The organism is Yersinia sp. 1652 StPb PI (assembly GCF_041538345.1).
Taxonomy (GTDB): Bacteria; Pseudomonadota; Gammaproteobacteria; order Enterobacterales; family Enterobacteriaceae; genus Yersinia; species Yersinia enterocolitica_E.
On sequence record NZ_JAULSM010000002.1, the window covers coordinates 858,881 to 881,857 of the forward strand.

Genomic DNA, 22,977 nt, shown 5'->3' on the forward strand with positions numbered 1-22,977 from the left:
GGGTTAGTCGGCTCGGGCATTTAACTTGGCCATTTTCTCCAACTTTTGGCGGATACGCTGACGTTTCAGCGGCGATAAATAGTCCACAAACAGTTTGCCAACCAAATGGTCCATTTCGTGCTGAATACAGATTGCTAATAAATCATCCGCTTCCAGTTCGAACGGTTTACCATCACGGTCCAGCGCTCTGATTTTTACTTTTTCAGCGCGAGGGACTAATGCCCGTTGCTCAGGAATTGATAAGCAACCTTCTTCAATGCCGGTTTCACCGCTTTTCTCCAACAGCTCTGGGTTAATCAACACCAGGCGTTGGTCACGATTTTCCGAAACATCAATCACGATAATTTGTTTATGAACATCCACTTGGGTTGCGGCAAGGCCAATGCCTTCCTCTGCGTACATGGTCTCGAACATGTCGTCCACAATACGCTGGATTTCACCATTGACTTCTTTTACCGGCGCAGCAATTTTGCGCAGCCGCTCATCTGGGTAATGTAATACTTGTAATACTGACATAAATATCTAGATCTGCGTCCGAGTAGTGAATGATATTCAATCTCTATTCTAGACATTTCCGGCTCTGATTGACAGCATCGTCTACCAATTGAACAAATCGGTGTCAGCATAGAAAGCAAGCCAGGGAGGCAATATGTTAGCGGCTGAATTATGGCTCAGGATGAGCAAGGTTAAGGGATTTGGGGTAGCGAAAAGCAGTGCATTGGTCAGACGGTTACTTGCCCGTGGTGATGTCCACCCCGGCAGATTGGCTGCTTACGGATTGGATGCTCAGCAATGCCAGCAGTTTTATCAAGTAGATCCCCGCTATATTGAGGCCAGTTTAACTTGGCTGAGTCAGCCTTCTCACCACTTAGTAGCCTACGGTGAGCCAAGCTATCCACCCCGTTTGGCTCATATCTCTGCCGCTCCTCTGGTGCTGTTTGTTTCTGGCGAGCTGGATGTGTTGTATCGCTCTCAGATTGCCATGGTGGGTAGCCGTCATTTCAGCCACTATGGTGAGCAGTGGGGCTGTTACTTTGCTTCAGAACTGGCTCGAACGGGGTTGGTTATCACCAGTGGTCTGGCAATTGGGATTGATGGGATTTGTCATCAAGCGGCTTTGAATGCTAAAGGAAAGACCATCGCGGTATTAGGTAGTGGGTTGGAGAACATATATCCACGTCGACATCGTCATCTGGCCAAAGACATTGAGTGCCAAGGCGGGGCTCTGGTCTCAGAGTTTTTGACAACAGCATTGCCGGTCGCTGCCCATTTCCCCAGAAGGAATCGTATTATCAGTGGGCTAAGTTCTGCTGTATTAGTGGTTGAAGCTACGCTGAAAAGTGGCTCTTTGATTACTGCCCGCTATGCTATAGAGCAAGGGAGAGATGTTTTTGCTTTACCGGGGCCATTAGGGAGTGCAACCAGCGAAGGTGTGCACTGGCTGATTCAACAAGGCGCATATCTGGCGAGGTCAGCACAAGAGATAGCTACACAAGTGGGCGGTTCACTTCAATGGGTATCATTGCCCGAGAAAGTAACTATTTCTGCATCAGAGGAGCAAGTTGAATTGCCATTTGCTGATGTGTTGGCTAACGTAGGAGATGAGGTGACACCCGTTGATGTCGTCGCCGAACGTGCCGGCCAACCTGTGCCAGATATCGTCAGCAAATTGCTTGAGCTGGAGTTAGCAGGGTGGATCGCAGCTGTACCCGGCGGCTATGTCCGATTAAGGAGGGCAGGCCATGTTCGACGTTTTAATTTACTTATTTGAAACTTATATGCATAACGAGTCGGAAATGCTTGTTGATCAAGACAAGATTACTGACGATCTTGCTGACGCAGGTTTCTATCGTGAGGATATCAACAACGCCCTGAACTGGTTAGAGGCTCTCGCAGACCTACAAGAAGGGCAGAAAGCACCTTATCTTTATGCTGCTGATCCGCAAGCATTGCGGATTTATACGGCGGAAGAAGCCCAACGTCTGGATACCACTTGTCGCGGCTTCATCCTATTTCTTGAGCAAATTCAGGTGTTACATCTTGATACCCGTGAGATGGTCATCGACCGTATTATGGCATTGGACTCTAATGAGATTGACTTGGAGGATCTCAAATGGGTTGTGCTGATGGTGCTGTTTAACATACCGGGTTATGAAAGTGCCTATCAGCAGATGGAAGAGCTACTTTTTGAAGTCAATGAAGGTTATTTGCACTAAGTGGTAGTATCGCTGGCTAATAACCTTATATAGAAGGCGTTATGACGAAAACAGTTATTGCCAAGGATAATGGGTCGTGTCCTGAATGCGGATCGGCTTTAGTCATTCGTAGTGGGGGTCATGGCCCATTCCTTGGTTGTTCACATTATCCCGGCTGCCAGTACATGCGCCCGTTGAAAGCGCAATCTGATGGGCATATCGTGAAAGTTCTTGAAGGACAATATTGCCCTGAATGCGGTTCAGAAATGGTGTTACGGCAAGGGCGTTTTGGTATGTTTATTGGTTGTAGCCAATATCCACAATGTGATCATACTGAAGTTATTGATAAGCCTGATGAAACATCGATTGATTGCCCACAATGTGGCCAAGGCAAGTTACTACAGCGCAAGTCCCGGTTTGGAAAGATCTTCCACGCCTGCAATCGCTATCCCGATTGCCAGTTTACAATTAATCAGCAACCCATTGCCGGAGAGTGTGCGTATTGCCACTATTCATTGTTAATGGAAAAGAGAACCGCGCAAGGTGTAAAACGTTTTTGCGCTAGCAAGTTATGTGGGAAGGCAGTGGTAAGTGAGTAATAACAGCGTGAATAAACAAGAAAATAGTGGTGCTTTGTCAGATGTATTGCGGGCTTTGCAACAAGAAGAGGTCATCGCTTATCCAACAGAAGCCGTTTTTGGTTTAGGTTGTGACCCTGATAGTGAAAAAGCAGTAAATGCTTTATTAGCTTTAAAACAGCGGCCATGGCAAAAAGGTTTGATCTTAATCGCCGCTAACTATGAGCAGTTGAAGCCATATATTGATGACTCAATGCTGAATACAGCGCAACAGGAAATGCTCTTCTCCTGTTGGCCTGGACCCGTAACATGGGTTATTCCAGCGCGAGCTAAGACACCGCGTTGGTTAACGGGCAGTTTTGGCTCATTGGCTGTAAGGGTGAGTGACCACCCACTGGTACAGCAGCTTTGCTCGCAATATGGCAAGCCACTGGTTTCAACCAGTGCCAACTTAAGCGGTCGCGAGCCATGCCGTACAGAAGCTGAAGTGAGAATGCAATTTGGCCCTTTTCTCCCTGTGCTCTCTGGCGAGGTGGGTGGTCGTTTGAATCCGTCTGAAATAAGAGATGCGTTAACCGGTAAGCAATTTCGCCAAGGATAGAAAGTAGCATGGATCAGAATTTCGCAGTGTTTGGTAACCCCATTGGGCACAGTAAGTCGCCAAGGATTCATGCGCTTTTTGCCGAGCAGACAGGTATAGAGCATCAATACGGTATGGTATTAGCCGCTCATGGCGCTTTTGAGGAAACGTTAACGTCGTTTTTTGCAGATGGTGCATTAGGCGCGAACATTACCACGCCGTTTAAAGAGCGCGCTTATGCCAAATGTGATGAACTAACCGATCGTGCGTCACTGGCAGGTGCTGTCAATACTATCAAGCAACTAGAAGACGGGCGCTTGTTAGGTGATAATACGGACGGTATTGGTTTGCTCAGTGATCTTGAGCGCCAGGGTTTGATCCGAGTCTCTGATCGGATCTTATTGGTGGGCGCGGGGGGGGCTGCTCGTGGTGTGATCTTGCCGTTACTCTCTTATGGATGCACTGTGGTCATCACTAACCGGACTTATAGCCGCGCACAGCAGCTTGCCGAAGTCTTTCATCATTTGGGTGATATCGAGGCTGCCGAAATGCAGGCGCTGAGCGGGCAGCAGTTTGACTTAATCATAAATGCTACCGCTGCTGGAATTCATGGCGAAGTACCAAACTTATCTAAAGATATTATGAGTCCTGCAACACGTTGCTATGACATGTTTTATCAAGTGGGGGATACACCATTTTTAGCTTGGGCTAAGCAGTTGGGTGTGGCGAGTTACGCTGATGGCTTAGGGATGCTGGTGGGGCAGGCAGCCCATGCTTTCAAACTTTGGCATGGCGTGATGCCACAGATAACACCGGTGCTAAATAAGTTGCGTGATGAACTGAGTCGATAGAAAGATATTCAATAATGCAGGGAAGATGATGACTTACTCCCTGCATCTTATGTTACTGCTTATTTAGTTTCTGCCAGATAGTCATCTTTCCAGCGTACGTAGTTGCTTGCAGAATAAAGTAGGCCTTCTAATTCTGCCGGCGTTAAAGGGCGAACTTGTCTGGCTGGGCTCCCCATATAGAGGTAACCACTGACTAATCGTTTACCTGGGGAAACCAGACTCCCCGCGCCAATCATCACATCATCTTCGATAACTGCACCATCTAACAAAATAGACCCCATCCCCACCAGTACCCGATTGCCAATAGTACAACCGTGGAGCATCGCTTTATGGCCAACAGTAACGTCTTCACCAATAACCAAGGGGTTCCCTTCAGGATTATGCTCTGAATGATGGGTTACGTGTAACACACTACCATCTTGAATATTTGAACGAGCGCCAATGACGACCTGATTAACATCACCACGAATAGCAACCAACGGCCAGACACTGACATCATCACCCAAAATAACATTACCAATGATCACGCTCGATCCATCGATCATCACGCGTTTACCAAGAGTAGGTGAATAATGAAGATAAGGGCGGATAGGGTCGGACATAGCAATAGCCTCTCAATAAGATCACACTTTACCGGCAATACTAGCCTTTGCTGATGGAATTACAACCAATCGACCGCAGGGATCATAGGGAAAATGCAGCGGATCGACCAAGATCTGCACGTAAGGAGTGAAAAGTATTCAAACAGTAGAAAAAGGCGAAAAAAGAGTTGTGCAAAAAATTCGACTCCCTATAATGCGCATCCATCGAGACGGCACACAACGAATCAAGTAGTTAAGTGACCGGCAAAGAGAACAGAGAAATTCAACGAAATTAGTAGTTGACTCTGAATGAGGAAAGCGTAATATGCGCACCTCGCGTTACCAACCACCGGTTGCTAACGCACTGCTCTTTAACAATTTATCAGACAATCTGTGTGGGCACTCGCAAGACGATATCGAAGCCTGTTTCGACAGGCAGAAGCAATATCAAAGTCTTGAAGAGTGACCAAAGCAGTACACATTTGAACTTCGGTTCGAATGCTTATTTGCAGAAAGTAATCTTTGAGCATCGCTGCTTTTATTAGTAGCAAATCAAACAAATCTTAAATTGAAGAGTTTGATCATGGCTCAGATTGAACGCTGGCGGCAGGCCTAACACATGCAAGTCGAGCGGCAGCGGGAAGTAGTTTACTACTTTGCCGGCGAGCGGCGGACGGGTGAGTAATGTCTGGGAAACTGCCTGATGGAGGGGGATAACTACTGGAAACGGTAGCTAATACCGCATGACCTCGCAAGAGCAAAGTGGGGGACCTTCGGGCCTCACGCCATCGGATGTGCCCAGATGGGATTAGCTAGTAGGTGGGGTAATGGCTCACCTAGGCGACGATCCCTAGCTGGTCTGAGAGGATGACCAGCCACACTGGAACTGAGACACGGTCCAGACTCCTACGGGAGGCAGCAGTGGGGAATATTGCACAATGGGCGCAAGCCTGATGCAGCCATGCCGCGTGTGTGAAGAAGGCCTTCGGGTTGTAAAGCACTTTCAGCGAGGAGGAAGGCAATCGTGTTAATAGCACGGTTGATTGACGTTACTCGCAGAAGAAGCACCGGCTAACTCCGTGCCAGCAGCCGCGGTAATACGGAGGGTGCAAGCGTTAATCGGAATTACTGGGCGTAAAGCGCACGCAGGCGGTTTGTTAAGTCAGATGTGAAATCCCCGCGCTTAACGTGGGAACTGCATTTGAAACTGGCAAGCTAGAGTCTTGTAGAGGGGGGTAGAATTCCAGGTGTAGCGGTGAAATGCGTAGAGATCTGGAGGAATACCGGTGGCGAAGGCGGCCCCCTGGACAAAGACTGACGCTCAGGTGCGAAAGCGTGGGGAGCAAACAGGATTAGATACCCTGGTAGTCCACGCTGTAAACGATGTCGACTTGGAGGTTGTGCCCTTGAGGCGTGGCTTCCGGAGCTAACGCGTTAAGTCGACCGCCTGGGGAGTACGGCCGCAAGGTTAAAACTCAAATGAATTGACGGGGGCCCGCACAAGCGGTGGAGCATGTGGTTTAATTCGATGCAACGCGAAGAACCTTACCTACTCTTGACATCCACAGAACTTAGCAGAGATGCTTCGGTGCCTTCGGGAACTGTGAGACAGGTGCTGCATGGCTGTCGTCAGCTCGTGTTGTGAAATGTTGGGTTAAGTCCCGCAACGAGCGCAACCCTTATCCTTTGTTGCCAGCACGTAATGGTGGGAACTCAAGGGAGACTGCCGGTGATAAACCGGAGGAAGGTGGGGATGACGTCAAGTCATCATGGCCCTTACGAGTAGGGCTACACACGTGCTACAATGGCAGATACAAAGTGAAGCGAACTCGCGAGAGCAAGCGGACCACATAAAGTCTGTCGTAGTCCGGATTGGAGTCTGCAACTCGACTCCATGAAGTCGGAATCGCTAGTAATCGTAGATCAGAATGCTACGGTGAATACGTTCCCGGGCCTTGTACACACCGCCCGTCACACCATGGGAGTGGGTTGCAAAAGAAGTAGGTAGCTTAACCTTCGGGAGGGCGCTTACCACTTTGTGATTCATGACTGGGGTGAAGTCGTAACAAGGTAACCGTAGGGGAACCTGCGGTTGGATCACCTCCTTACCTAAACGATACGCATTGCGTAGTGTCCACACAGATTGTCTGATAGAAAGTAACGAGCAAATAAGGCCGGACTGAGAGATTAGTCGGGCTTTAGTACCTTGTTGGGTCTGTAGCTCAGGTGGTTAGAGCGCACCCCTGATAAGGGTGAGGTCGGTGGTTCAAGTCCACTCAGACCCACCAACTCATCCTCATAGTGCGTTACAGACACACTCGTTTATACCCATAAACGTTGCGTGACTGCGTCTTGTCTGAGAATGAGTTATGCCGATAAGGTATTTTGCTTTTTATATGGGGCTATAGCTCAGCTGGGAGAGCGCCTGCCTTGCACGCAGGAGGTCAGCGGTTCGATCCCGCTTAGCTCCACCATATAAAAAAACTATTTCAAAACGTACTGCGGTCGTAAGGCACAGTGTGTTGTGAAATATTGCTCTTTAACAATCTGGAACAAGCTGAAAATTGAAACATTACAGCTGAAATTTATCTCTCCGTAGATGTACTGAGATAAAGAGTAACCTGTAATAGAGTCTCTCAAATAATCGCAATGCCAATGTGTATTCTGATGAAGAGAGTCGCGTGAGCTAAGTGAAGGCAAGGCGTACGGCACGGAGGAAGCGGAGTGAACTTAACGTTCATGAGCATTCCGAGTACCGCACAACGCTGTATTCACGACGCGCAACCGACTTGAACATAAGAAACACCTTTGGGTTGTGAGGTTAAGCGACTAAGCGTACACGGTGGATGCCTAGGCAGTCAGAGGCGATGAAGGGCGTGCTAATCTGCGAAAAGCGTCGGTAAGCTGATATGAAGCGTTACAACCGACGATACCCGAATGGGGAAACCCAGTGCAATTCGTTGCACTATTGCATGGTGAATACATAGCCATGCAAGGCGAACCGGGGGAACTGAAACATCTAAGTACCCCGAGGAAAAGAAATCAACCGAGATTCCCCCAGTAGCGGCGAGCGAACGGGGAAGAGCCCAGAGTCTGAATCAGTTTGTGTGTTAGTGGAAGCGTCTGGAAAGTCGCACGGTACAGGGTGATAGTCCCGTACACCAAAACACACTTGCTGTGAACTCGATGAGTAGGGCGGGACACGTGACATCCTGTCTGAATATGGGGGGACCATCCTCCAAGGCTAAATACTCCTGACTGACCGATAGTGAACCAGTACCGTGAGGGAAAGGCGAAAAGAACCCCGGCGAGGGGAGTGAAATAGAACCTGAAACCGTGTACGTACAAGCAGTGGGAGCACCTTCGTGGTGTGACTGCGTACCTTTTGTATAATGGGTCAGCGACTTATATTTTGTAGCAAGGTTAACCGAATAGGGGAGCCGTAGGGAAACCGAGTCTTAACTGGGCGTCTAGTTGCAAGGTATAGACCCGAAACCCGGTGATCTAGCCATGGGCAGGTTGAAGGTTGGGTAACACTAACTGGAGGACCGAACCGACTAATGTTGAAAAATTAGCGGATGACTTGTGGCTGGGGGTGAAAGGCCAATCAAACCGGGAGATAGCTGGTTCTCCCCGAAAGCTATTTAGGTAGCGCCTCGTGAACTCATCTTCGGGGGTAGAGCACTGTTTCGGCTAGGGGGTCATCCCGACTTACCAAACCGATGCAAACTCCGAATACCGAAGAATGTTATCACGGGAGACACACGGCGGGTGCTAACGTCCGTCGTGAAGAGGGAAACAACCCAGACCGCCAGCTAAGGTCCCAAAGTCATGGTTAAGTGGGAAACGATGTGGGAAGGCACAGACAGCCAGGATGTTGGCTTAGAAGCAGCCATCATTTAAAGAAAGCGTAATAGCTCACTGGTCGAGTCGGCCTGCGCGGAAGATGTAACGGGGCTAAACCATGCACCGAAGCTGCGGCAGCGACACTTAGGTGTTGTTGGGTAGGGGAGCGTTCTGTAAGCCGTTGAAGGTGACCTGTGAGGGTTGCTGGAGGTATCAGAAGTGCGAATGCTGACATAAGTAACGATAATGCGGGTGAAAAACCCGCACGCCGGAAGACCAAGGGTTCCTGTCCAACGTTAATCGGGGCAGGGTGAGTCGACCCCTAAGGCGAGGCTGAAAAGCGTAGTCGATGGGAAACAGGTTAATATTCCTGTACTTGGTGTTACTGCGAAGGGGGGACGGAGAAGGCTAGGCTAGCCGGGCGACGGTTGTCCCGGTTTAAGCATGTAGGCGGAGCGACTTGGTAAATCCGGTTGCTTATCAACGCTGAGGTGTGATGACGAGCCACTACGGTGGTGAAGTAGTTGATGCCAAGCTTCCAGGAAAAGCCTCTAAGCATCAGGTAACATTAAATCGTACCCCAAACCGACACAGGTGGTCAGGTAGAGAATACTCAGGCGCTTGAGAGAACTCGGGTGAAGGAACTAGGCAAAATGGTGCCGTAACTTCGGGAGAAGGCACGCTGGCATTAGGTAATGGGACTTGCTCCCGGCGCCGAAGCCAGTCGCAGATACCAGCTGGCTGCAACTGTTTAATAAAAACACAGCACTGTGCAAACACGAAAGTGGACGTATACGGTGTGACGCCTGCCCGGTGCTGGAAGGTTAATTGATGGGGTCAGCCGCAAGGCGAAGCTCTTGATCGAAGCCCCAGTAAACGGCGGCCGTAACTATAACGGTCCTAAGGTAGCGAAATTCCTTGTCGGGTAAGTTCCGACCTGCACGAATGGCGTAATGATGGCCAGGCTGTCTCCACCCGAGACTCAGTGAAATTGAACTCGCTGTGAAGATGCAGTGTACCCGCGGCAAGACGGAAAGACCCCGTGAACCTTTACTATAGCTTGACACTGAACATTGAGCCTTGATGTGTAGGATAGGTGGGAGGCATCGAAGTGTGGACGCCAGTCTGCATGGAGCCAACCTTGAAATACCACCCTTTAATGTTTGATGTTCTAACTCGGCCCCATAATCTGGGGTGAGGACAGTGTCTGGTGGGTAGTTTGACTGGGGCGGTCTCCTCCCAAAGAGTAACGGAGGAGCACGAAGGTTAGCTAATCACGGTCGGACATCGTGAGGTTAGTGCAAAGGCATAAGCTAGCTTGACTGCGAGAGTGACGGCTCGAGCAGGTACGAAAGTAGGTCTTAGTGATCCGGTGGTTCTGAATGGAAGGGCCATCGCTCAACGGATAAAAGGTACTCCGGGGATAACAGGCTGATACCGCCCAAGAGTTCATATCGACGGCGGTGTTTGGCACCTCGATGTCGGCTCATCACATCCTGGGGCTGAAGTAGGTCCCAAGGGTATGGCTGTTCGCCATTTAAAGTGGTACGCGAGCTGGGTTTAGAACGTCGTGAGACAGTTCGGTCCCTATCTGCCGTGGGCGTTGGAAGATTGAGAGGGGCTGCTCCTAGTACGAGAGGACCGGAGTGGACGAATCACTGGTGTTCGGGTTGTCATGCCAATGGCATTGCCCGGTAGCTAAATTCGGAAGAGATAACCGCTGAAAGCATCTAAGCGGGAAACTTGCCTCGAGATGAGTCTTCCCTGGGGCTTTAAGCCCCCTGAAGGAACGTTAAAGACTATGACGTTGATAGGCTGGGTGTGTAAGTGCAGCGATGCATTGAGCTAACCAGTACTAATGATCCGTGAGGCTTAACCTTACAACACCAAAGGTGTTTTGATTAAGAGATTGATATTTTCAGCGAAGTTCCGAGATTGGGCTGGCTGGCTGTGTGTAGTATTGCATAGCGGGTTTAGTTTAGACAGAATTTGCCTGGCGGCCTTAGCGCGGTGGTCCCACCTGATCCCATGCCGAACTCAGAAGTGAAACGCCGTAGCGCCGATGGTAGTGTGGGGTCTCCCCATGCGAGAGTAGGACACTGCCAGGCATCAAATTTAGTTGTGCTGATATGGCTCAGTTGGTAGAGCGCACCCTTGGTAAGGGTGAGGTCCCCAGTTCGACTCTGGGTATCAGCACCAGTTACATGGGTTAAAGTTCGGTAGTAGTAGAAAAGAATTTACCTGGCGGCAATAGCGCGGTGGTCCCACCTGACCCCATGCCGAACTCAGAAGTGAAACGCCGTAGCGCCGATGGTAGTGTGGGGTCTCCCCATGCGAGAGTAGGACACTGCCAGGTATCAAATAAGCAAAAAAGGCTACCCTAACGGGTGGCCTTTTTTGCTTATGGGTTCAGACAGAATACAACCCGAGCATGACATGCGACAAACTGCGAATGCAGTTTGAACAGCGCTTGCGCTGGCCCCGGAGGGGTGAGACTCATCTTCAAGATGAGACGAATACTACTGCGAATGCAGTTTGAACAGCGCTTGCGCTGGCCCCGGAGGGGTGAGACTCATCCTCAAGATGAGACGAATATTGTAGGAAAAAATCGTCGGGAACGATTTTTAACGTTGCTTGCAACGGCCCGAAGGGCGAATGGCAGGAAAGCCATTCGTACACTGCCAGGTATCAAATCAAGTAAAGACCCCATGCCAAAAGCGTGGGGTTTTTGCTTTTGTGCTATCCAAAAATAAATGTTAGTGACGAGTTTGTTGTATGCTGAAAATGTAGCTAAATCACATATAGCCCTCAAAAATAAAGTCATAGAAAATGATAACCCTCTGCATTTGTAGAGGGTTTTTGCATTTTGGCAGTATCGAAAATATATGCCGACTGTTCACTGCACTAAGTACTATTGAGATGGTGGTAATGAAACATTTTCAGGTTGTGGCAGATCACTCGACTTTTTACTGAAAACCCGCTATCTTCAGGCATCTAGAAGTCTAAACGTATAAACGGATATATTGAGGATATAGGCATGCCAATTAGGGTTCCTGATGAATTACCCGCAGTGAGTTTCTTACGCAATGAGAATGTCTTTGTGATGACCTCATCGCGTGCGAAAACCCAGGAAATTCGTCCCCTGAAGGTGTTGGTTCTGAATCTAATGCCTAAAAAAATTGAGACGGAGAATCAATTCCTACGTTTACTCTCTAACTCACCCTTACAGATTGATATCCAATTACTGCGGATTGATAGCCGTGAGTCAAAAAATACGCCAGCAGAGCATCTGAATAACTTCTACTGTGACTTTGAAGATATTCAAGATCAGAATTTTGATGGGTTGATCGTGACTGGCGCACCTCTCGGTTTAGTTGATTTTTGTGACGTCGCATACTGGCCACAGATCGAGCGTATTATTGCTTGGGCAAAGGACCACGTGACCTCAACCTTGTTCGTATGCTGGGCGGTACAGGCGGCATTAAATATCCTGTATGGCATTCCTAAGATGACTCGCGAGGTCAAACTCTCTGGTATTTACCAGCACCAAACTCGAGAGCCACTGGCACTGCTCACCCGAGGGTTTGATGAAACATTCCTGGCACCTCATTCTCGCTATGCCGATTTCCCACTTGAGGTGCTTAAGCAATATACAGATTTGGATATCCTGGTCTCATCAGAAGAGGCTGGAGCTTATTTGTTTGCCAGTAAAGATAAGCGAGTGGCTTTTGTTACCGGTCATCCTGAATACGACGTCGACACGCTAGCAGGTGAATATCAGCGTGATGTGGCCGCCGGTCTTAACCCACAAGTTCCACTCAATTACTTTCCTGATGACGATGCTTCTTTACCACCAAAAGCATCGTGGCGTAGCCACGGTCATCTGCTGTTTGCGAACTGGCTGAACTACTACGTGTACCAAATCACCCCATTTGATTTGCGCCATATGAATCCTACGCTCGACTGACTTTTTATCACCTCAAATGTTAATAAAGGCGGCTGAATCGATGCCGCCTGTCTATTATTCCCCAGTAAAAAAGCTTATTCCCCCTCGATAAACTGGTCTGATCTCTTTGTTAAACAATGAGTTATCTTCGAAAAACGCCAGTAATGGAAGTCTATTCCTATCTGTCTATAACACATACCTATGTTAACAATATGATAAATAAAGATTAAAAAATTATTTTAAATAAAAATGGAAATCGTTTTTGATTTTAATGATTAATTGATTATTCTTAGTCCTGTCGGGGTGAAAAATAACCATGAAATCCAGCCTTAAATTTCCAGCCGGAAGGCATTACCCGATAAGAATCCAAGAGTGACGCTACGTTAGCGTTGATGTGAACGAAGTGAGATTGGTAAGGGGAAGGGTAATGACACAACAGTTAGTTGGCACGGAGTTAGTTTTTACGCAGCATTTTAATGCTGCTGAGCGGCAAGTTTTGCCAGATGAGGCCATTGAATTTTTGACCGAATTAGTGGTGAAATTCGCTGAGCCGAGGAACAAACTCCTTGCTGCACGGGCATCGTGGCAACAGACCATTGATCAGGGCGCTTTACCTGATTTTATTTCGGAAACTAATTCCATTCGTGATGGTAACTGGAAGATTCAAGGTATTCCTACAGACTTACGTGACCGCAGAGTGGAAATCACCGGGCCGGTTGAGCGCAAGATGGTGATTAATGCCCTCAATGCTAATGTGAAAGTCTTTATGGCCGATTTTGAAGATTCATTAGCACCGAGCTGGGATAAGGTTATCGAGGGTCAAATTAATCTGCACGATGCGGTAAAAGGCACAATTTCTTATGCAAATGAATCTGGCAAAATTTATCAGTTAAAACCTAATCCTGCGGTATTGATTGCTCGGGTTCGTGGCCTGCACTTGCCAGAGAAGCATGTTAAATGGCAAGAGGAAGCTATCCCCGGAGGCTTATTCGATTTCGCGTTGTATTTCTACCATAACTATAAGCAATTACTGGCCAACGGTAGCGGCCCTTATTTCTATTTACCAAAAATGCAATCCTATCAGGAAGCTGCCTGGTGGAGTGATGTTTTCAGCTTTACTGAGCAACGTTTCGATTTGCCACAAGGCACCATCAAAGCCACGGTGTTAATTGAAACATTACCCGCTGTATTCCAGATGGACGAGATCCTCTACCACCTGCGCCATCATATTGTTGCTCTCAATTGTGGCCGTTGGGACTATATCTTTAGTTATATCAAAACGCTGAAGAATCACAGTGATCGTGTATTACCGGATCGTCAGTCAGTGACGATGACGAAACCTTTCCTCAGTGCCTACTCTCGCCTGCTGATCAAGACATGTCATAAGCGTGGTGCGTTGGCGATGGGCGGCATGGCGGCCTTTATCCCGAATAAAGATGCAGAAAAGAATGCTCTGGTACTGGATAAAGTTCGTGCTGACAAAGAGTTGGAAGCCAGCAATGGCCATGACGGTACTTGGGTTGCGCATCCTGGGTTGGCAGATACCGTGATGGAGGTCTTCAACCGCGTATTAGGTTCACGGCCAAATCAGTTAGAGATCACGCGTGAGCAGGATAAGCCAATTACGGCTGCTGAGTTATTGGAGCCTTGCACTGGCGATCGTACTGAAGAAGGGATGCGAGCCAATATTCGGGTGGCAGTGCAATATATTGAGGCATGGATCTCTGGCAATGGGTGCGTACCAATTTATGGCCTGATGGAAGATGCCGCAACAGCAGAGATTTCGCGTACTTCTATTTGGCAATGGATCCATCACCAGAAAAGCTTGAGTAATGGCCAGACGGTGACCAAAGAGCTGTTCCGCAGCATGTTGAGTGAAGAAATGCAGGTAGTGAAGCTTGAGCTTGGCGCAGAGCGCTTTGATGGCGGGCGGTTTGAAGAAGCCGCGCGTCTGATGGAGCGAATTACAACACAAGATGAGCTTATCGACTTCCTGACGCTACCAGGCTATGCATTACTAGCCTAAAACACCCTTCGTACTGGAAGTTGCAGCGGTGTTAGCTACGTTCGCTCACCCGAATCACTTACTTGTGTAAGCTCATCGGGATTCGTTCGCTTGCTGCCTAGCTGCAACTCCAATTACTTTGGATATGACACTCTATTAACCCTACAAGATTGAATAATAAGGAATATCACCATGACTACCTCTCGTACTCAACAAATTCAGCAGTTGGAACAGGAATGGACATCGCCGCGCTGGAAAGGTATCACCCGACCATATAGCGCAGAAGAGGTGATTAAACTGCGCGGTTCAGTGAATCCTGAATGTACGCTGGCGCAGCACGGAGCACACAAACTGTGGGAATTACTGCATGGTGGCGCGCGCAAAGGGTATATCAACTGTCTCGGCGCGTTAACCGGTGGTCAGGCTCTGCAACAAGCGAAAGCCGGTGTTGAGGCAATTTATCTGTCGGGCTGGCAGGTTGCCGCTGATGCGAATACCGCCTCTAGCATGTATCCCGATCAGTCGTTATATCCAGTCGACTCCGTCCCTGCGGTGGTTAAAAGAATTAATAATAGCTTCCGCCGCGCGGATCAGATTCAGTGGTCGAATAATATTGAACCGGGTAGCAAAGGGTATACCGACTATTTCCTGCCGATTGTGGCTGATGCTGAAGCCGGTTTTGGTGGTGTGCTGAATGCTTTTGAATTGATGAAAGCCATGATTGAAGCTGGCGCGGCGGGGGTGCATTTTGAAGACCAACTGGCTGCGGTGAAGAAATGTGGTCATATGGGCGGTAAGGTGTTGGTGCCGACTCAAGAAGCGATTCAAAAATTGGTTGCTGCCCGTTTAGCCGCCGATGTTCTGGGTGTGCCAACCTTGTTAATTGCCCGTACTGATGCTGATGCGGCTGATTTACTGACTTCTGATTGCGATCCATATGACAGTGAATTCGTGACCGGCGAGCGCACAGCCGAAGGCTTCTTCCGCACACATGCCGGTATTGAGCAAGCGATCAGCCGTGGTCTGGCCTATGCCCCTTATGCTGATTTGGTCTGGTGTGAAACCTCTACACCGGACCTGGAACTGGCTAAACGCTTCGCGCAGGCGATTCATGCGAAATTCCCTGGTAAATTATTGGCTTATAACTGCTCGCCATCATTTAACTGGAAAAAGAATCTGACCGACCAGCAGATTGCCAGCTTCCAGGATGATCTGTCGGCGATGGGTTACAAATACCAGTTTATTACCCTGGCAGGCATCCACAGCATGTGGTTCAACATGTTTGATTTAGCCCATGCTTATGCGCAGGGCGAGGGTATGAAGCACTATGTTGAGAAAGTGCAGCAGCCAGAATTTGCATCAGTTGAGCGCGGTTATACCTTTGCATCCCATCAGCAAGAAGTGGGTACGGGCTACTTCGATAAAGTCACCAATATCATTCAGGGTGGCGAATCATCGGTGACGGCATTGACTGGCTCGACGGAAGAACAGCAATTCTAAATGCGGTTTGATTGAACGCGTGTCTTTCAGGAGCCTGCATATGCAGGCTCTGTTCCGTATGGCGGGGGTGAGTATGGCGGTAAAACTGGAACGATTAATCGCTCAGACAATCTTGCAGGGCTTCGATGCACAATATGGTCGCTTTCTAGAGGTCACTGCCAGCGCTCAGCACCGTTTTGAGCAGGCGGACTGGCATGCCGTTCAGCAGGCGATGAAGAAGCGTATTCACCTCTATGACCACCATGTCGGTCTGGTGGTTGAGCAACTAAAGCACATCACCGATCAGCGCTGTTTTGATGCAGAATTTCTGGCACGGGTAAAAGAGATCTACACCGAGTTGTTGCCGGATTACCCGCGTTTTGAAATTGCGGAGAGTTTTTTTAATTCTGTTTACTGCCGGTTGTTTAAGCACCGTGATTTAACGCCGGATAAGCTGTTTGTTTTCAGCTCGCAACCGGAGCGGCGCTTTCGTGAGATCCCACGCCCGTTAGCGCGCGATTTTTCCCCAAAAGGGGATCTGAGTGGCATGTTGCAGATGGTTCTTAGTGATTTGCCGCTGCGTTTGCCGTGGGAAGATCTGCCGCGTGATATCGGCTATATCACAGAGGCTCTTCGGCAAGCATTCCCTGATGAGCAACTGATAGGCGCACGTTTTCAAATCGCTAATGAACTGTTTTATCGCAATAAAGCGGCTTGGTTAGTCGGTAAATTGCGGTTGGCTGAGGGGGTTTATCCCTTCCTGCTCCCCATCCATCACAATGAATCTGGCGCCCTATTTATTGATACTTGCCTCACCGGTAAAGCGGAGGCCAGCATTGTGTTCGGTTTTGCTCGCTCTTACTTTATGGTCTATGCCCCGCTGCCAGCGGCAATGGTGGAATGGCTACGGGAAATATTACCGGGTAAATCGACAGCTGAGCTGTATATGGCAATTGGATGCCAGAAACACGGCAAAACTGAAAGTTATCGTGAATACCTCACCTTTGTTCATCAATCCAGTGAACAGTTTATTATCGCCCCAGGGGTTAAAGGCATGGTGATGCTGGTGTTTACCCTACCGTCATTTGATCGGGTATTTAAGGTAATTAAGGATCAGTTTGCGCCGCAAAAAGAGGTCAGCCAGGCACGAGTTTTAGAGTGCTATCAACTGGTTAAAGAGCATGACCGCGTCGGGCGCATGGCGGATACTCAAGAGTATGAGAATTTTGTTATTGATAAGCAGCGGATAAGCCCAGAGTTACTGGCCGAACTACAACGGGAAGTGCCGGAAAAGTTAGAAGATTTAGGCGACCAAATCATTATTAAGCATCTCTATATGGAACGGCGGATGACGCCATTGAACCTTTATATGGAGCAGGCCAATGATCAGCAACTAAAGGATGTTATCGAGGAGTATGGTAATGCCATTAAGCAGTTGGCTGCGGCAAATATCTTCCCCGGTGATATGTTATTTAAGAACTTTGGTGTGACCCGCCATGGTCGCGTGGTGTTCTACGATTACGATGAAATTTGCTATATGACAGAGGTTAATTTCCGCGATATTCCGCCAGCGCGCTACCCGGAAGATGAGATGGCCAGCGAGCCGTGGTATAGCGTATCGCCCAATGATGTATTCCCTGAAGAGTTTCGTCATTTCTTATGCACTGATCTGAAAATACGGCATTTTTTTGAGGAGATGCACAGCGACCTGTTTCACGCCAGCTATTGGCGTGGGTTGCAGCAGCGTATTAAGGACGGGCATGTGGAGGATGTTTTTGCCTATCGCCGGAAGCAGCGTTTCTCCCAGCGGGCTTTAAATTAGCGGCTACTGCGCGTTGTCATTTTAGGATTGGGCAGTGCTCAAAATCCTCACGTACTTCGTGTACGCTCCGGTTTTTCCGCGCTGGCCGCACCTAAACTGGCTTAGCTCGCTACGCCTTGATTGGGAATGTAAAGAAACACTGTTGTGAGTAATTAGTTCTCGATTCAGAGAGGTGAGGGCAGGCAGAAGAGTAAAGCGTCCGCGCCAGGACGGCGCGGCTCGAGCCTACAGGGAAGTATTTACGGCGTCTTTACGAACTGCTTGTTCTCACCGAACGACAAAGTTTTAACTAATTAACTCCGATTCCCGCCGCCGTATGATTGAGTTATTTCTTTCGCAGCATGAATAACCAGTGCGCCAAGTTCGGTGACGCGGTCGTCGGTAATGCGTGATACCGGGCCGGAGATAGAGATTGCGGCAAAGGCTTCATGGTGTTCATCGAACAGACAGGCGGCGATACAACGCAAGCCGAGGGCATGTTCTTCATCATCAAATGAATAACCTTGCTTGCGAGTCAGTGCCAGATTCTCTTTCAGGCTGGCTGGATTGGTACGGGTATGTTGGGTATATGCGTGCAGCCCTTTCTTATGTAACAACTGCACTAATTGATCATCTGTCAGAGTAGAGAGAAAGGCTTTACCCGCACCGGAAGCATGCATCGGCAGTTTGCCACCAATGGGGGCTGACATGCGCATTAGCGCAGTACATTGTACTTGATCGATAATAATGGCCTGGTAGTCGCTATGGTCGAGCACCGCCAGGTTGACGGTTTCGCCTGATTCATCCATCAAACGGCGTAGCATCGGATGCACCATGGCCAGCAAATTGCGGCTTTGCAGGAAGCTACTGCCAACAATAAAGGCGTGAGCCCCCATGGTCCAAAGCCCTAAATCCCCCACCTGACGGACAAAACCTTGCTGTTGCATGGTTGTCAGCAGGCGATGAGTGGTAGAATTCGGCAATCCCGCCTGTTGTGCTAAATCCGTCAGGGCGACACTGCCTTGTGATTCGGAAATATATTCCAGTAATTTAAGCCCGCGCGTTAATGACTGAACCTGACCGGTTGCAGCAGGGGTGGTTTGTGCAGCTGCCTTGGGTTTTTTCCCCCGTTTAATCGCAATCGGTAACGCCATAAATCCACCTCTCATCTATTTTTATGGAATTCATTTTCGTTTTTCAATTATGCATGCAAACGATAGAAAACGCTCATCCGATGAGTCGGTTTCTCTACCTGAAAAAGTCTCAACTGCTAGCGGACTCATTACATTGATAACTTGTGCTAGGATGACAGATGAATTTTTCAGCATATCTGATACAAATAAACAACCAAGATACGTCAGATAATGGCAAGGCAACAGGGTAAAGAGGCGACAGACAGTGGTGGACACAGTATTAAACAATAAGGTTAAGCAATTGCATCGGCAACTGGCACAACGGATCTTGGTGCTGGACGGTGGTATGGGCACGATGATCCAGAGCTATCGGCTGGAAGAGGCTGATTATCGTGGAGCGCGCTTTGCTGATTGGCCAAGTGATCTGAAAGGTAACAACGACTTATTGGTGCTATCTAAACCGGAAGTCATTATCGCCATTCACAATGCCTACCTTGAAGCGGGCGCTGATATTCTCGAAACCAATACATTTAACTCCACCACCATTGCGATGGCGGATTATCAGATGGAGTCGCTGTCAGCCGAAATTAACTATGAAGCTGCTCGGTTGGCTCGGATTTGCGCTGATGAATGGACCGCCCGTACCCCAGAGAAGCCGCGCTATGTTGCCGGGGTTCTTGGCCCGACCAACCGTACCGCGTCTATCTCGCCTAAAGTTAATGATCCGGCGTTCCGTAATGTCAGTTTTGATCAGTTGGTTGAGGCTTATCGGGAATCTACCCGTGCCTTGATTGAAGGTGGTGTTGATCTGATTATGATCGAGACGGTCTTCGATACCCTTAATGCGAAAGCGGCTACCTTTGCTGTTGAGTCTGAATTTGAAGCCATGGGTGTGCTGTTGCCGGTGATGATTTCCGGCACCATTACTGATGCCTCGGGCCGGACATTATCAGGCCAAACCACGGAAGCTTTTTATAACTCGCTGCGCCACGTTAAACCGCTCTCTTTTGGCCTGAACTGCGCGTTGGGACCGGATGAATTACGTCAATATGTGGCGGAGTTATCCCGTATCTCTGAATATTATGTCAGTGCACACCCGAATGCCGGTTTGCCTAATGCTTTTGGTGAATACGATTTGGAAGCCAAAGAGATGGCCGAGCAGATTGGTGAGTGGGCGCGGGCTGGATTTTTGAATATTGTCGGTGGTTGTTGTGGTACCACACCACGGCATATTGCGGCGATGGTTAAAGCCGTCGCTGGCGTCCCTCCGCGCCCGTTGCCGGATATTGCAGTGGCTTGCCGTCTGGCTGGTCTGGAACCGCTGACTATCGATGCCAACTCGCTATTTGTTAACGTCGGCGAGCGCACCAACGTCACTGGTTCGGCTCGTTTTAAGCGGCTGATAAAAGAAGATAAATATGATGAAGCGCTGGATGTAGCCCGCCAACAGGTTGAAAGCGGCGCGCAGATCATCGATATCAATATGGATGAGGGTATGTTGGACGCAGAAGCCGCGATGGTGCGCTTCCTCAATCTGATTGCCGGTGAGCCAGATATCGCCCGGGTGCCAATCATGATCGACTCCTCTAAGTGGGATGTGATCGAAAAAGGCCTGAAATGTATTCAAGGCAAAGGAATTGTTAACTCTATTTCGATGAAAGAGGGCGAAGCTGCCTTTATCCATCACGCTAAGCTGGTGCGCCGTTATGGTGCGGCCATGGTGGTGATGGCATTTGATGAAACCGGGCAGGCGGATACCCGTGCGCGTAAAATCGAAATCTGCCGCCGCGCTTATAAGATATTGACCGAAACTGTCGGCTTCCCGCCGGAAGACATCATCTTCGATCCCAATATTTTCGCCGTCGCCACCGGGATTGAAGAGCATAACAACTATGCGGTCGACTTTATTGAGGCATGCGCCGATATCAAAGCCGAACTCCCTCATGCCATGATTTCAGGTGGTGTCTCCAACGTCTCCTTCTCATTCCGCGGTAATGATCCGGTGCGTGAGGCGATCCATGCTGTTTTCCTCTATTACGCTATCCGTAATGGCATGGATATGGGGATCGTCAATGCTGGCCAACTGGCTATCTATGATGATCTGTCGGATGAGCTACGTGATGCGGTGGAAGATGTGATCCTTAATCGCCGTAGCGACAGCACTGAGCGGTTGTTGGATCTGGCCGAAAAATATCGCAGCAGCAAAAGTGGTGAAGTGGCGATTCAACAAGCGGAGTGGCGTGGCTGGGATGTAAAAAAACGGCTGGAATATTCACTGGTTAAAGGCATCACTGAGTTCATCGAGCTGGATACCGAAGAAGCCCGTCAGCAGGCTGAGCGGCCAATCGAGGTTATCGAAGGGCCATTGATGGCCGGGATGAATGTGGTTGGTGACCTGTTCGGTGAAGGGAAAATGTTCCTGCCACAAGTGGTAAAATCTGCCCGAGTGATGAAACAGGCAGTAGCCTATCTCGAACCTTATATTGAAGCCAGTAAGCAGAAAGGCACTACCGCGGGCAAAATCCTGCTGGCAACGGTTAAAGGTGATGTGCACGATATCGGCAAAAACATTGTGGGTGTGGTTTTACAGTGTAATAACTATGAGATTATCGATCTGGGTGTGATGGTGCCGACCGAAAAAATCCTGCGCACGGCGCGGGAGGAAAAGGTCGATATTATCGGCTTGTCCGGCCTGATAACCCCGTCGCTGGATGAAATGGTTAACGTTGCCAAAGAGATGGAGCGACAGGGTTTCACCTTGCCGTTATTGATTGGCGGCGCGACCACCTCGAAAGCCCATACCGCGGTTAAAATCGAACAGAACTACAGTGGTTCCACCACTTACGTCTCCAATGCCTCACGCAGCGTTGGCGTGGTCTCAGCGTTGTTATCTGACACGCAGCGTGATGATTTCGTAGCAAAAACGCGCAAAGAATATGAAACCGTCCGTATTCAGCATGCACGTAAAAAACCGCGAACTCCGCCGGTCAGTTTACAGGTCGCGCGGGATAACCAAACCGTAATCGATTGGGAAAATTATACGCCGCCAGTCGCCCATAAATTAGGTGTGCAGCCTGTCGAGGCCAGTATCGAAACTCTGCGCAATTACATCGACTGGACGCCATTCTTTATGACCTGGTCGCTGGCGGGTAAATACCCACGTATTTTGGAAGATGAAGTGGTCGGCGAAGAGGCCAAACGCCTATTTGCCGATGCCAATGAACTGCTGGATAAATTGTCGGCAGAAAACTTACTGCATCCGAAAGGCGTGGTGGGGATATTCCCGGCTAACAGCGTCGGCGATGATATTGAAATTTATCGCGATGAGCGGCGTGAGGATGTGCTGGTGGTCAGTCATCATCTGCGCCAACAAACCGAGAAGACCGACTTCCCGAACTATTGCCTGGCTGATTATGTCGCACCTAAATCTAGTGGTAAAACTGATTACTACGGAGCATTTGCTGTCACCGGTGGCTTGGAAGAAGATGCCTTGGCCGAGGCTTATGATGCTCAGCATGATGATTACAATAAAATCATGATTAAGGCCTTGTCAGACCGTCTGGCAGAAGCTTTTGCAGAATATCTGCATGAGCGGGTACGTAAGGTGTATTGGGGCTTTGCACCGAATGAAAACCTGAGCAACGAAGAATTGGTGCGCGAGAACTATCAAGGGATTCGCCCGGCACCGGGCTATCCGGCTTGCCCTGAACATACTGAAAAAGGCCAAATCTGGCAGCTGCTGGATGTAGAAACTCACACTGGCATGAAGTTGACCGAATCCTACGCCATGTGGCCGGGTGCCTCGGTATCAGGCTGGTATTTCAGCCATCCAGACAGCAAATACTTTGCGGTGGCACAGATTCAGCGTGATCAGGTGGAAGATTACGCTGCTCGTAAGGGGATGCCGATAGCGGAGGTCGAGCGCTGGTTAGCCCCGAACTTGGGTTATGATGCGGACTGATATTTAAGTCAGTTGTTCAGT

At 49.1% G+C, this 22,977-nt stretch carries 14 protein-coding genes, 3 tRNA genes and 4 rRNA genes; 18 read left to right on the forward strand and 3 right to left on the reverse strand.

Annotated elements, in window-relative coordinates; genetic code table 11:
* Positions 1–3: 3 nt before the first annotated feature.
* Positions 4–516 carry a peptide deformylase gene (gene def, locus Q2T71_RS20465; RefSeq protein ID WP_083161153.1) on the reverse strand — a complete coding sequence of 171 codons (513 nt, stop codon included), beginning with the start codon at positions 514–516 and terminating at the stop codon, positions 4–6.
* A gap of 133 nt (positions 517–649) precedes the next feature.
* Between def and dprA the strand changes: the two genes are divergently transcribed.
* From dprA to aroE, 5 genes are read left to right on the forward strand one after another with little or no spacing between them, the layout of a single operon-like run.
* Complete coding sequence (dprA, locus tag Q2T71_RS20470; protein ID WP_372560354.1) at positions 650–1,771, forward strand: DNA-protecting protein DprA; 1,122 nt, start codon at positions 650–652, stop codon at positions 1,769–1,771.
* Positions 1,743–2,216, forward strand: coding sequence for a DUF494 family protein (locus Q2T71_RS20475; RefSeq protein ID WP_032906609.1), 474 nt, complete (start codon positions 1,743–1,745; stop codon positions 2,214–2,216). Before dprA ends, Q2T71_RS20475 begins: the two co-directional genes overlap by 29 nt.
* A 41-nt stretch (positions 2,217–2,257) precedes the next feature.
* A complete protein-coding gene (locus Q2T71_RS20480; RefSeq protein WP_372560355.1) occupies positions 2,258–2,794 on the forward strand; it encodes a topoisomerase DNA-binding C4 zinc finger domain-containing protein in 537 nt (178 codons plus the stop codon).
* Between the two features lie 7 nt (positions 2,795–2,801).
* On the forward strand, positions 2,802–3,374 hold the full coding sequence (gene tsaC, locus Q2T71_RS20485) for an L-threonylcarbamoyladenylate synthase type 1 TsaC (RefSeq protein ID WP_372560691.1): 573 nt from the start codon (positions 2,802–2,804) through the stop codon (positions 3,372–3,374).
* Between the two features lie 8 nt (positions 3,375–3,382).
* Positions 3,383–4,204, forward strand: a complete 822-nt coding sequence (gene aroE / locus Q2T71_RS20490) for a shikimate dehydrogenase (protein ID WP_372560356.1) — start codon at positions 3,383–3,385, stop codon at positions 4,202–4,204.
* Between the two features lie 59 nt (positions 4,205–4,263).
* Here the strand turns inward: aroE and Q2T71_RS20495 are convergent, their stop codons facing one another.
* Entirely contained in the window at positions 4,264–4,806 is a 543-nt protein-coding gene (locus tag Q2T71_RS20495) for a gamma carbonic anhydrase family protein (protein ID WP_083161145.1), read from the reverse strand.
* A 304-nt stretch (positions 4,807–5,110) separates the two neighbouring features.
* Here Q2T71_RS20495 and Q2T71_RS20500 point away from each other — a divergent pair, with 304 nt between their 5' ends.
* The 12 genes from Q2T71_RS20500 to aceK all read left to right on the forward strand — a co-directional run bounded on the left by Q2T71_RS20500 (position 5,111) and on the right by aceK (position 17,883).
* The gene (locus Q2T71_RS20500; RefSeq protein WP_372560357.1) at positions 5,111–5,251 is read left to right on the forward strand and encodes a hypothetical protein; all 141 of its coding nucleotides are present in this window, start codon (positions 5,111–5,113) and stop codon (positions 5,249–5,251) included.
* A 99-nt stretch (positions 5,252–5,350) separates the two neighbouring features.
* A 16S ribosomal RNA gene (locus Q2T71_RS20505) occupies positions 5,351–6,893 on the forward strand.
* A 103-nt stretch (positions 6,894–6,996) separates the two neighbouring features.
* Positions 6,997–7,073: transfer RNA gene (locus tag Q2T71_RS20510), tRNA-Ile, on the forward strand.
* A 110-nt stretch (positions 7,074–7,183) separates the two neighbouring features.
* Positions 7,184–7,259 (forward strand) — tRNA-Ala (locus Q2T71_RS20515).
* 345 nt (positions 7,260–7,604) lie between these two features.
* Positions 7,605–10,511, forward strand: a 23S ribosomal RNA gene (locus Q2T71_RS20520).
* A 112-nt stretch (positions 10,512–10,623) separates the two neighbouring features.
* Positions 10,624–10,739: ribosomal RNA gene (gene rrf, locus Q2T71_RS20525) — 5S ribosomal RNA — on the forward strand.
* 15 nt (positions 10,740–10,754) lie between these two features.
* Positions 10,755–10,830 (forward strand) — tRNA-Thr (locus tag Q2T71_RS20530).
* Positions 10,831–10,871: 41 nt separating this feature from the next.
* Positions 10,872–10,987 (forward strand): 5S ribosomal RNA (gene rrf, locus Q2T71_RS20535).
* Together the 16S, 23S and 5S rRNA genes with 3 tRNA genes alongside form the textbook arrangement of a ribosomal RNA operon.
* A 681-nt stretch (positions 10,988–11,668) precedes the next feature.
* The gene (metA, locus tag Q2T71_RS20540; RefSeq protein ID WP_372560358.1) at positions 11,669–12,598 is read left to right on the forward strand and encodes a homoserine O-succinyltransferase; all 930 of its coding nucleotides are present in this window, start codon (positions 11,669–11,671) and stop codon (positions 12,596–12,598) included.
* Positions 12,599–13,004: 406 nt separating this feature from the next.
* Entirely contained in the window at positions 13,005–14,603 is a 1,599-nt protein-coding gene (gene aceB, locus Q2T71_RS20545; protein ID WP_372560359.1) for a malate synthase A, read from the forward strand.
* Between the two features lie 171 nt (positions 14,604–14,774).
* Positions 14,775–16,082, forward strand: coding sequence for an isocitrate lyase (gene aceA / locus Q2T71_RS20550; protein ID WP_372560360.1), 1,308 nt, complete (start codon positions 14,775–14,777; stop codon positions 16,080–16,082).
* Positions 16,083–16,155: 73 nt separating this feature from the next.
* The gene (gene aceK, locus Q2T71_RS20555) at positions 16,156–17,883 is read left to right on the forward strand and encodes a bifunctional isocitrate dehydrogenase kinase/phosphatase (RefSeq protein WP_372560692.1); all 1,728 of its coding nucleotides are present in this window, start codon (positions 16,156–16,158) and stop codon (positions 17,881–17,883) included.
* Between the two features lie 293 nt (positions 17,884–18,176).
* Here the strand turns inward: aceK and iclR are convergent, their stop codons facing one another.
* Complete coding sequence (gene iclR / locus Q2T71_RS20560) at positions 18,177–19,016, reverse strand: glyoxylate bypass operon transcriptional repressor IclR (RefSeq protein ID WP_372560361.1); 840 nt, start codon at positions 19,014–19,016, stop codon at positions 18,177–18,179.
* A gap of 244 nt (positions 19,017–19,260) precedes the next feature.
* Between iclR and metH the strand changes: the two genes are divergently transcribed.
* The gene (gene metH / locus Q2T71_RS20565; protein WP_372560362.1) at positions 19,261–22,956 is read left to right on the forward strand and encodes a methionine synthase; all 3,696 of its coding nucleotides are present in this window, start codon (positions 19,261–19,263) and stop codon (positions 22,954–22,956) included.
* The last annotated feature ends 21 nt before the right edge of the window (positions 22,957–22,977 follow it).

Excerpts from the sequence above, each read along its gene's own strand:
- def (WP_083161153.1), bottom strand. The coding sequence starts at position 516 with ATGTCAGTATTACAAGTATTACATTACCCAGATGAGCGGCTGCGCAAA.
- dprA (WP_372560354.1), top strand. The coding sequence starts at position 650 with ATGTTAGCGGCTGAATTATGGCTCAGGATGAGCAAGGTTAAGGGATTT.
- Q2T71_RS20475 (WP_032906609.1), top strand. The coding sequence starts at position 1,743 with ATGTTCGACGTTTTAATTTACTTATTTGAAACTTATATGCATAACGAG.
- Q2T71_RS20480 (WP_372560355.1), top strand. The coding sequence starts at position 2,258 with ATGACGAAAACAGTTATTGCCAAGGATAATGGGTCGTGTCCTGAATGC.
- aroE (WP_372560356.1), top strand. The coding sequence starts at position 3,383 with ATGGATCAGAATTTCGCAGTGTTTGGTAACCCCATTGGGCACAGTAAG.
- Q2T71_RS20495 (WP_083161145.1), bottom strand. The coding sequence starts at position 4,806 with ATGTCCGACCCTATCCGCCCTTATCTTCATTATTCACCTACTCTTGGT.
- Q2T71_RS20500 (WP_372560357.1), top strand. The coding sequence starts at position 5,111 with ATGCGCACCTCGCGTTACCAACCACCGGTTGCTAACGCACTGCTCTTT.
- metA (WP_372560358.1), top strand. The coding sequence starts at position 11,669 with ATGCCAATTAGGGTTCCTGATGAATTACCCGCAGTGAGTTTCTTACGC.
- aceB (WP_372560359.1), top strand. The coding sequence starts at position 13,005 with ATGACACAACAGTTAGTTGGCACGGAGTTAGTTTTTACGCAGCATTTT.
- aceA (WP_372560360.1), top strand. The coding sequence starts at position 14,775 with ATGACTACCTCTCGTACTCAACAAATTCAGCAGTTGGAACAGGAATGG.
- aceK (WP_372560692.1), top strand. The coding sequence starts at position 16,156 with ATGGCGGTAAAACTGGAACGATTAATCGCTCAGACAATCTTGCAGGGC.
- iclR (WP_372560361.1), bottom strand. The coding sequence starts at position 19,016 with ATGGCGTTACCGATTGCGATTAAACGGGGGAAAAAACCCAAGGCAGCT.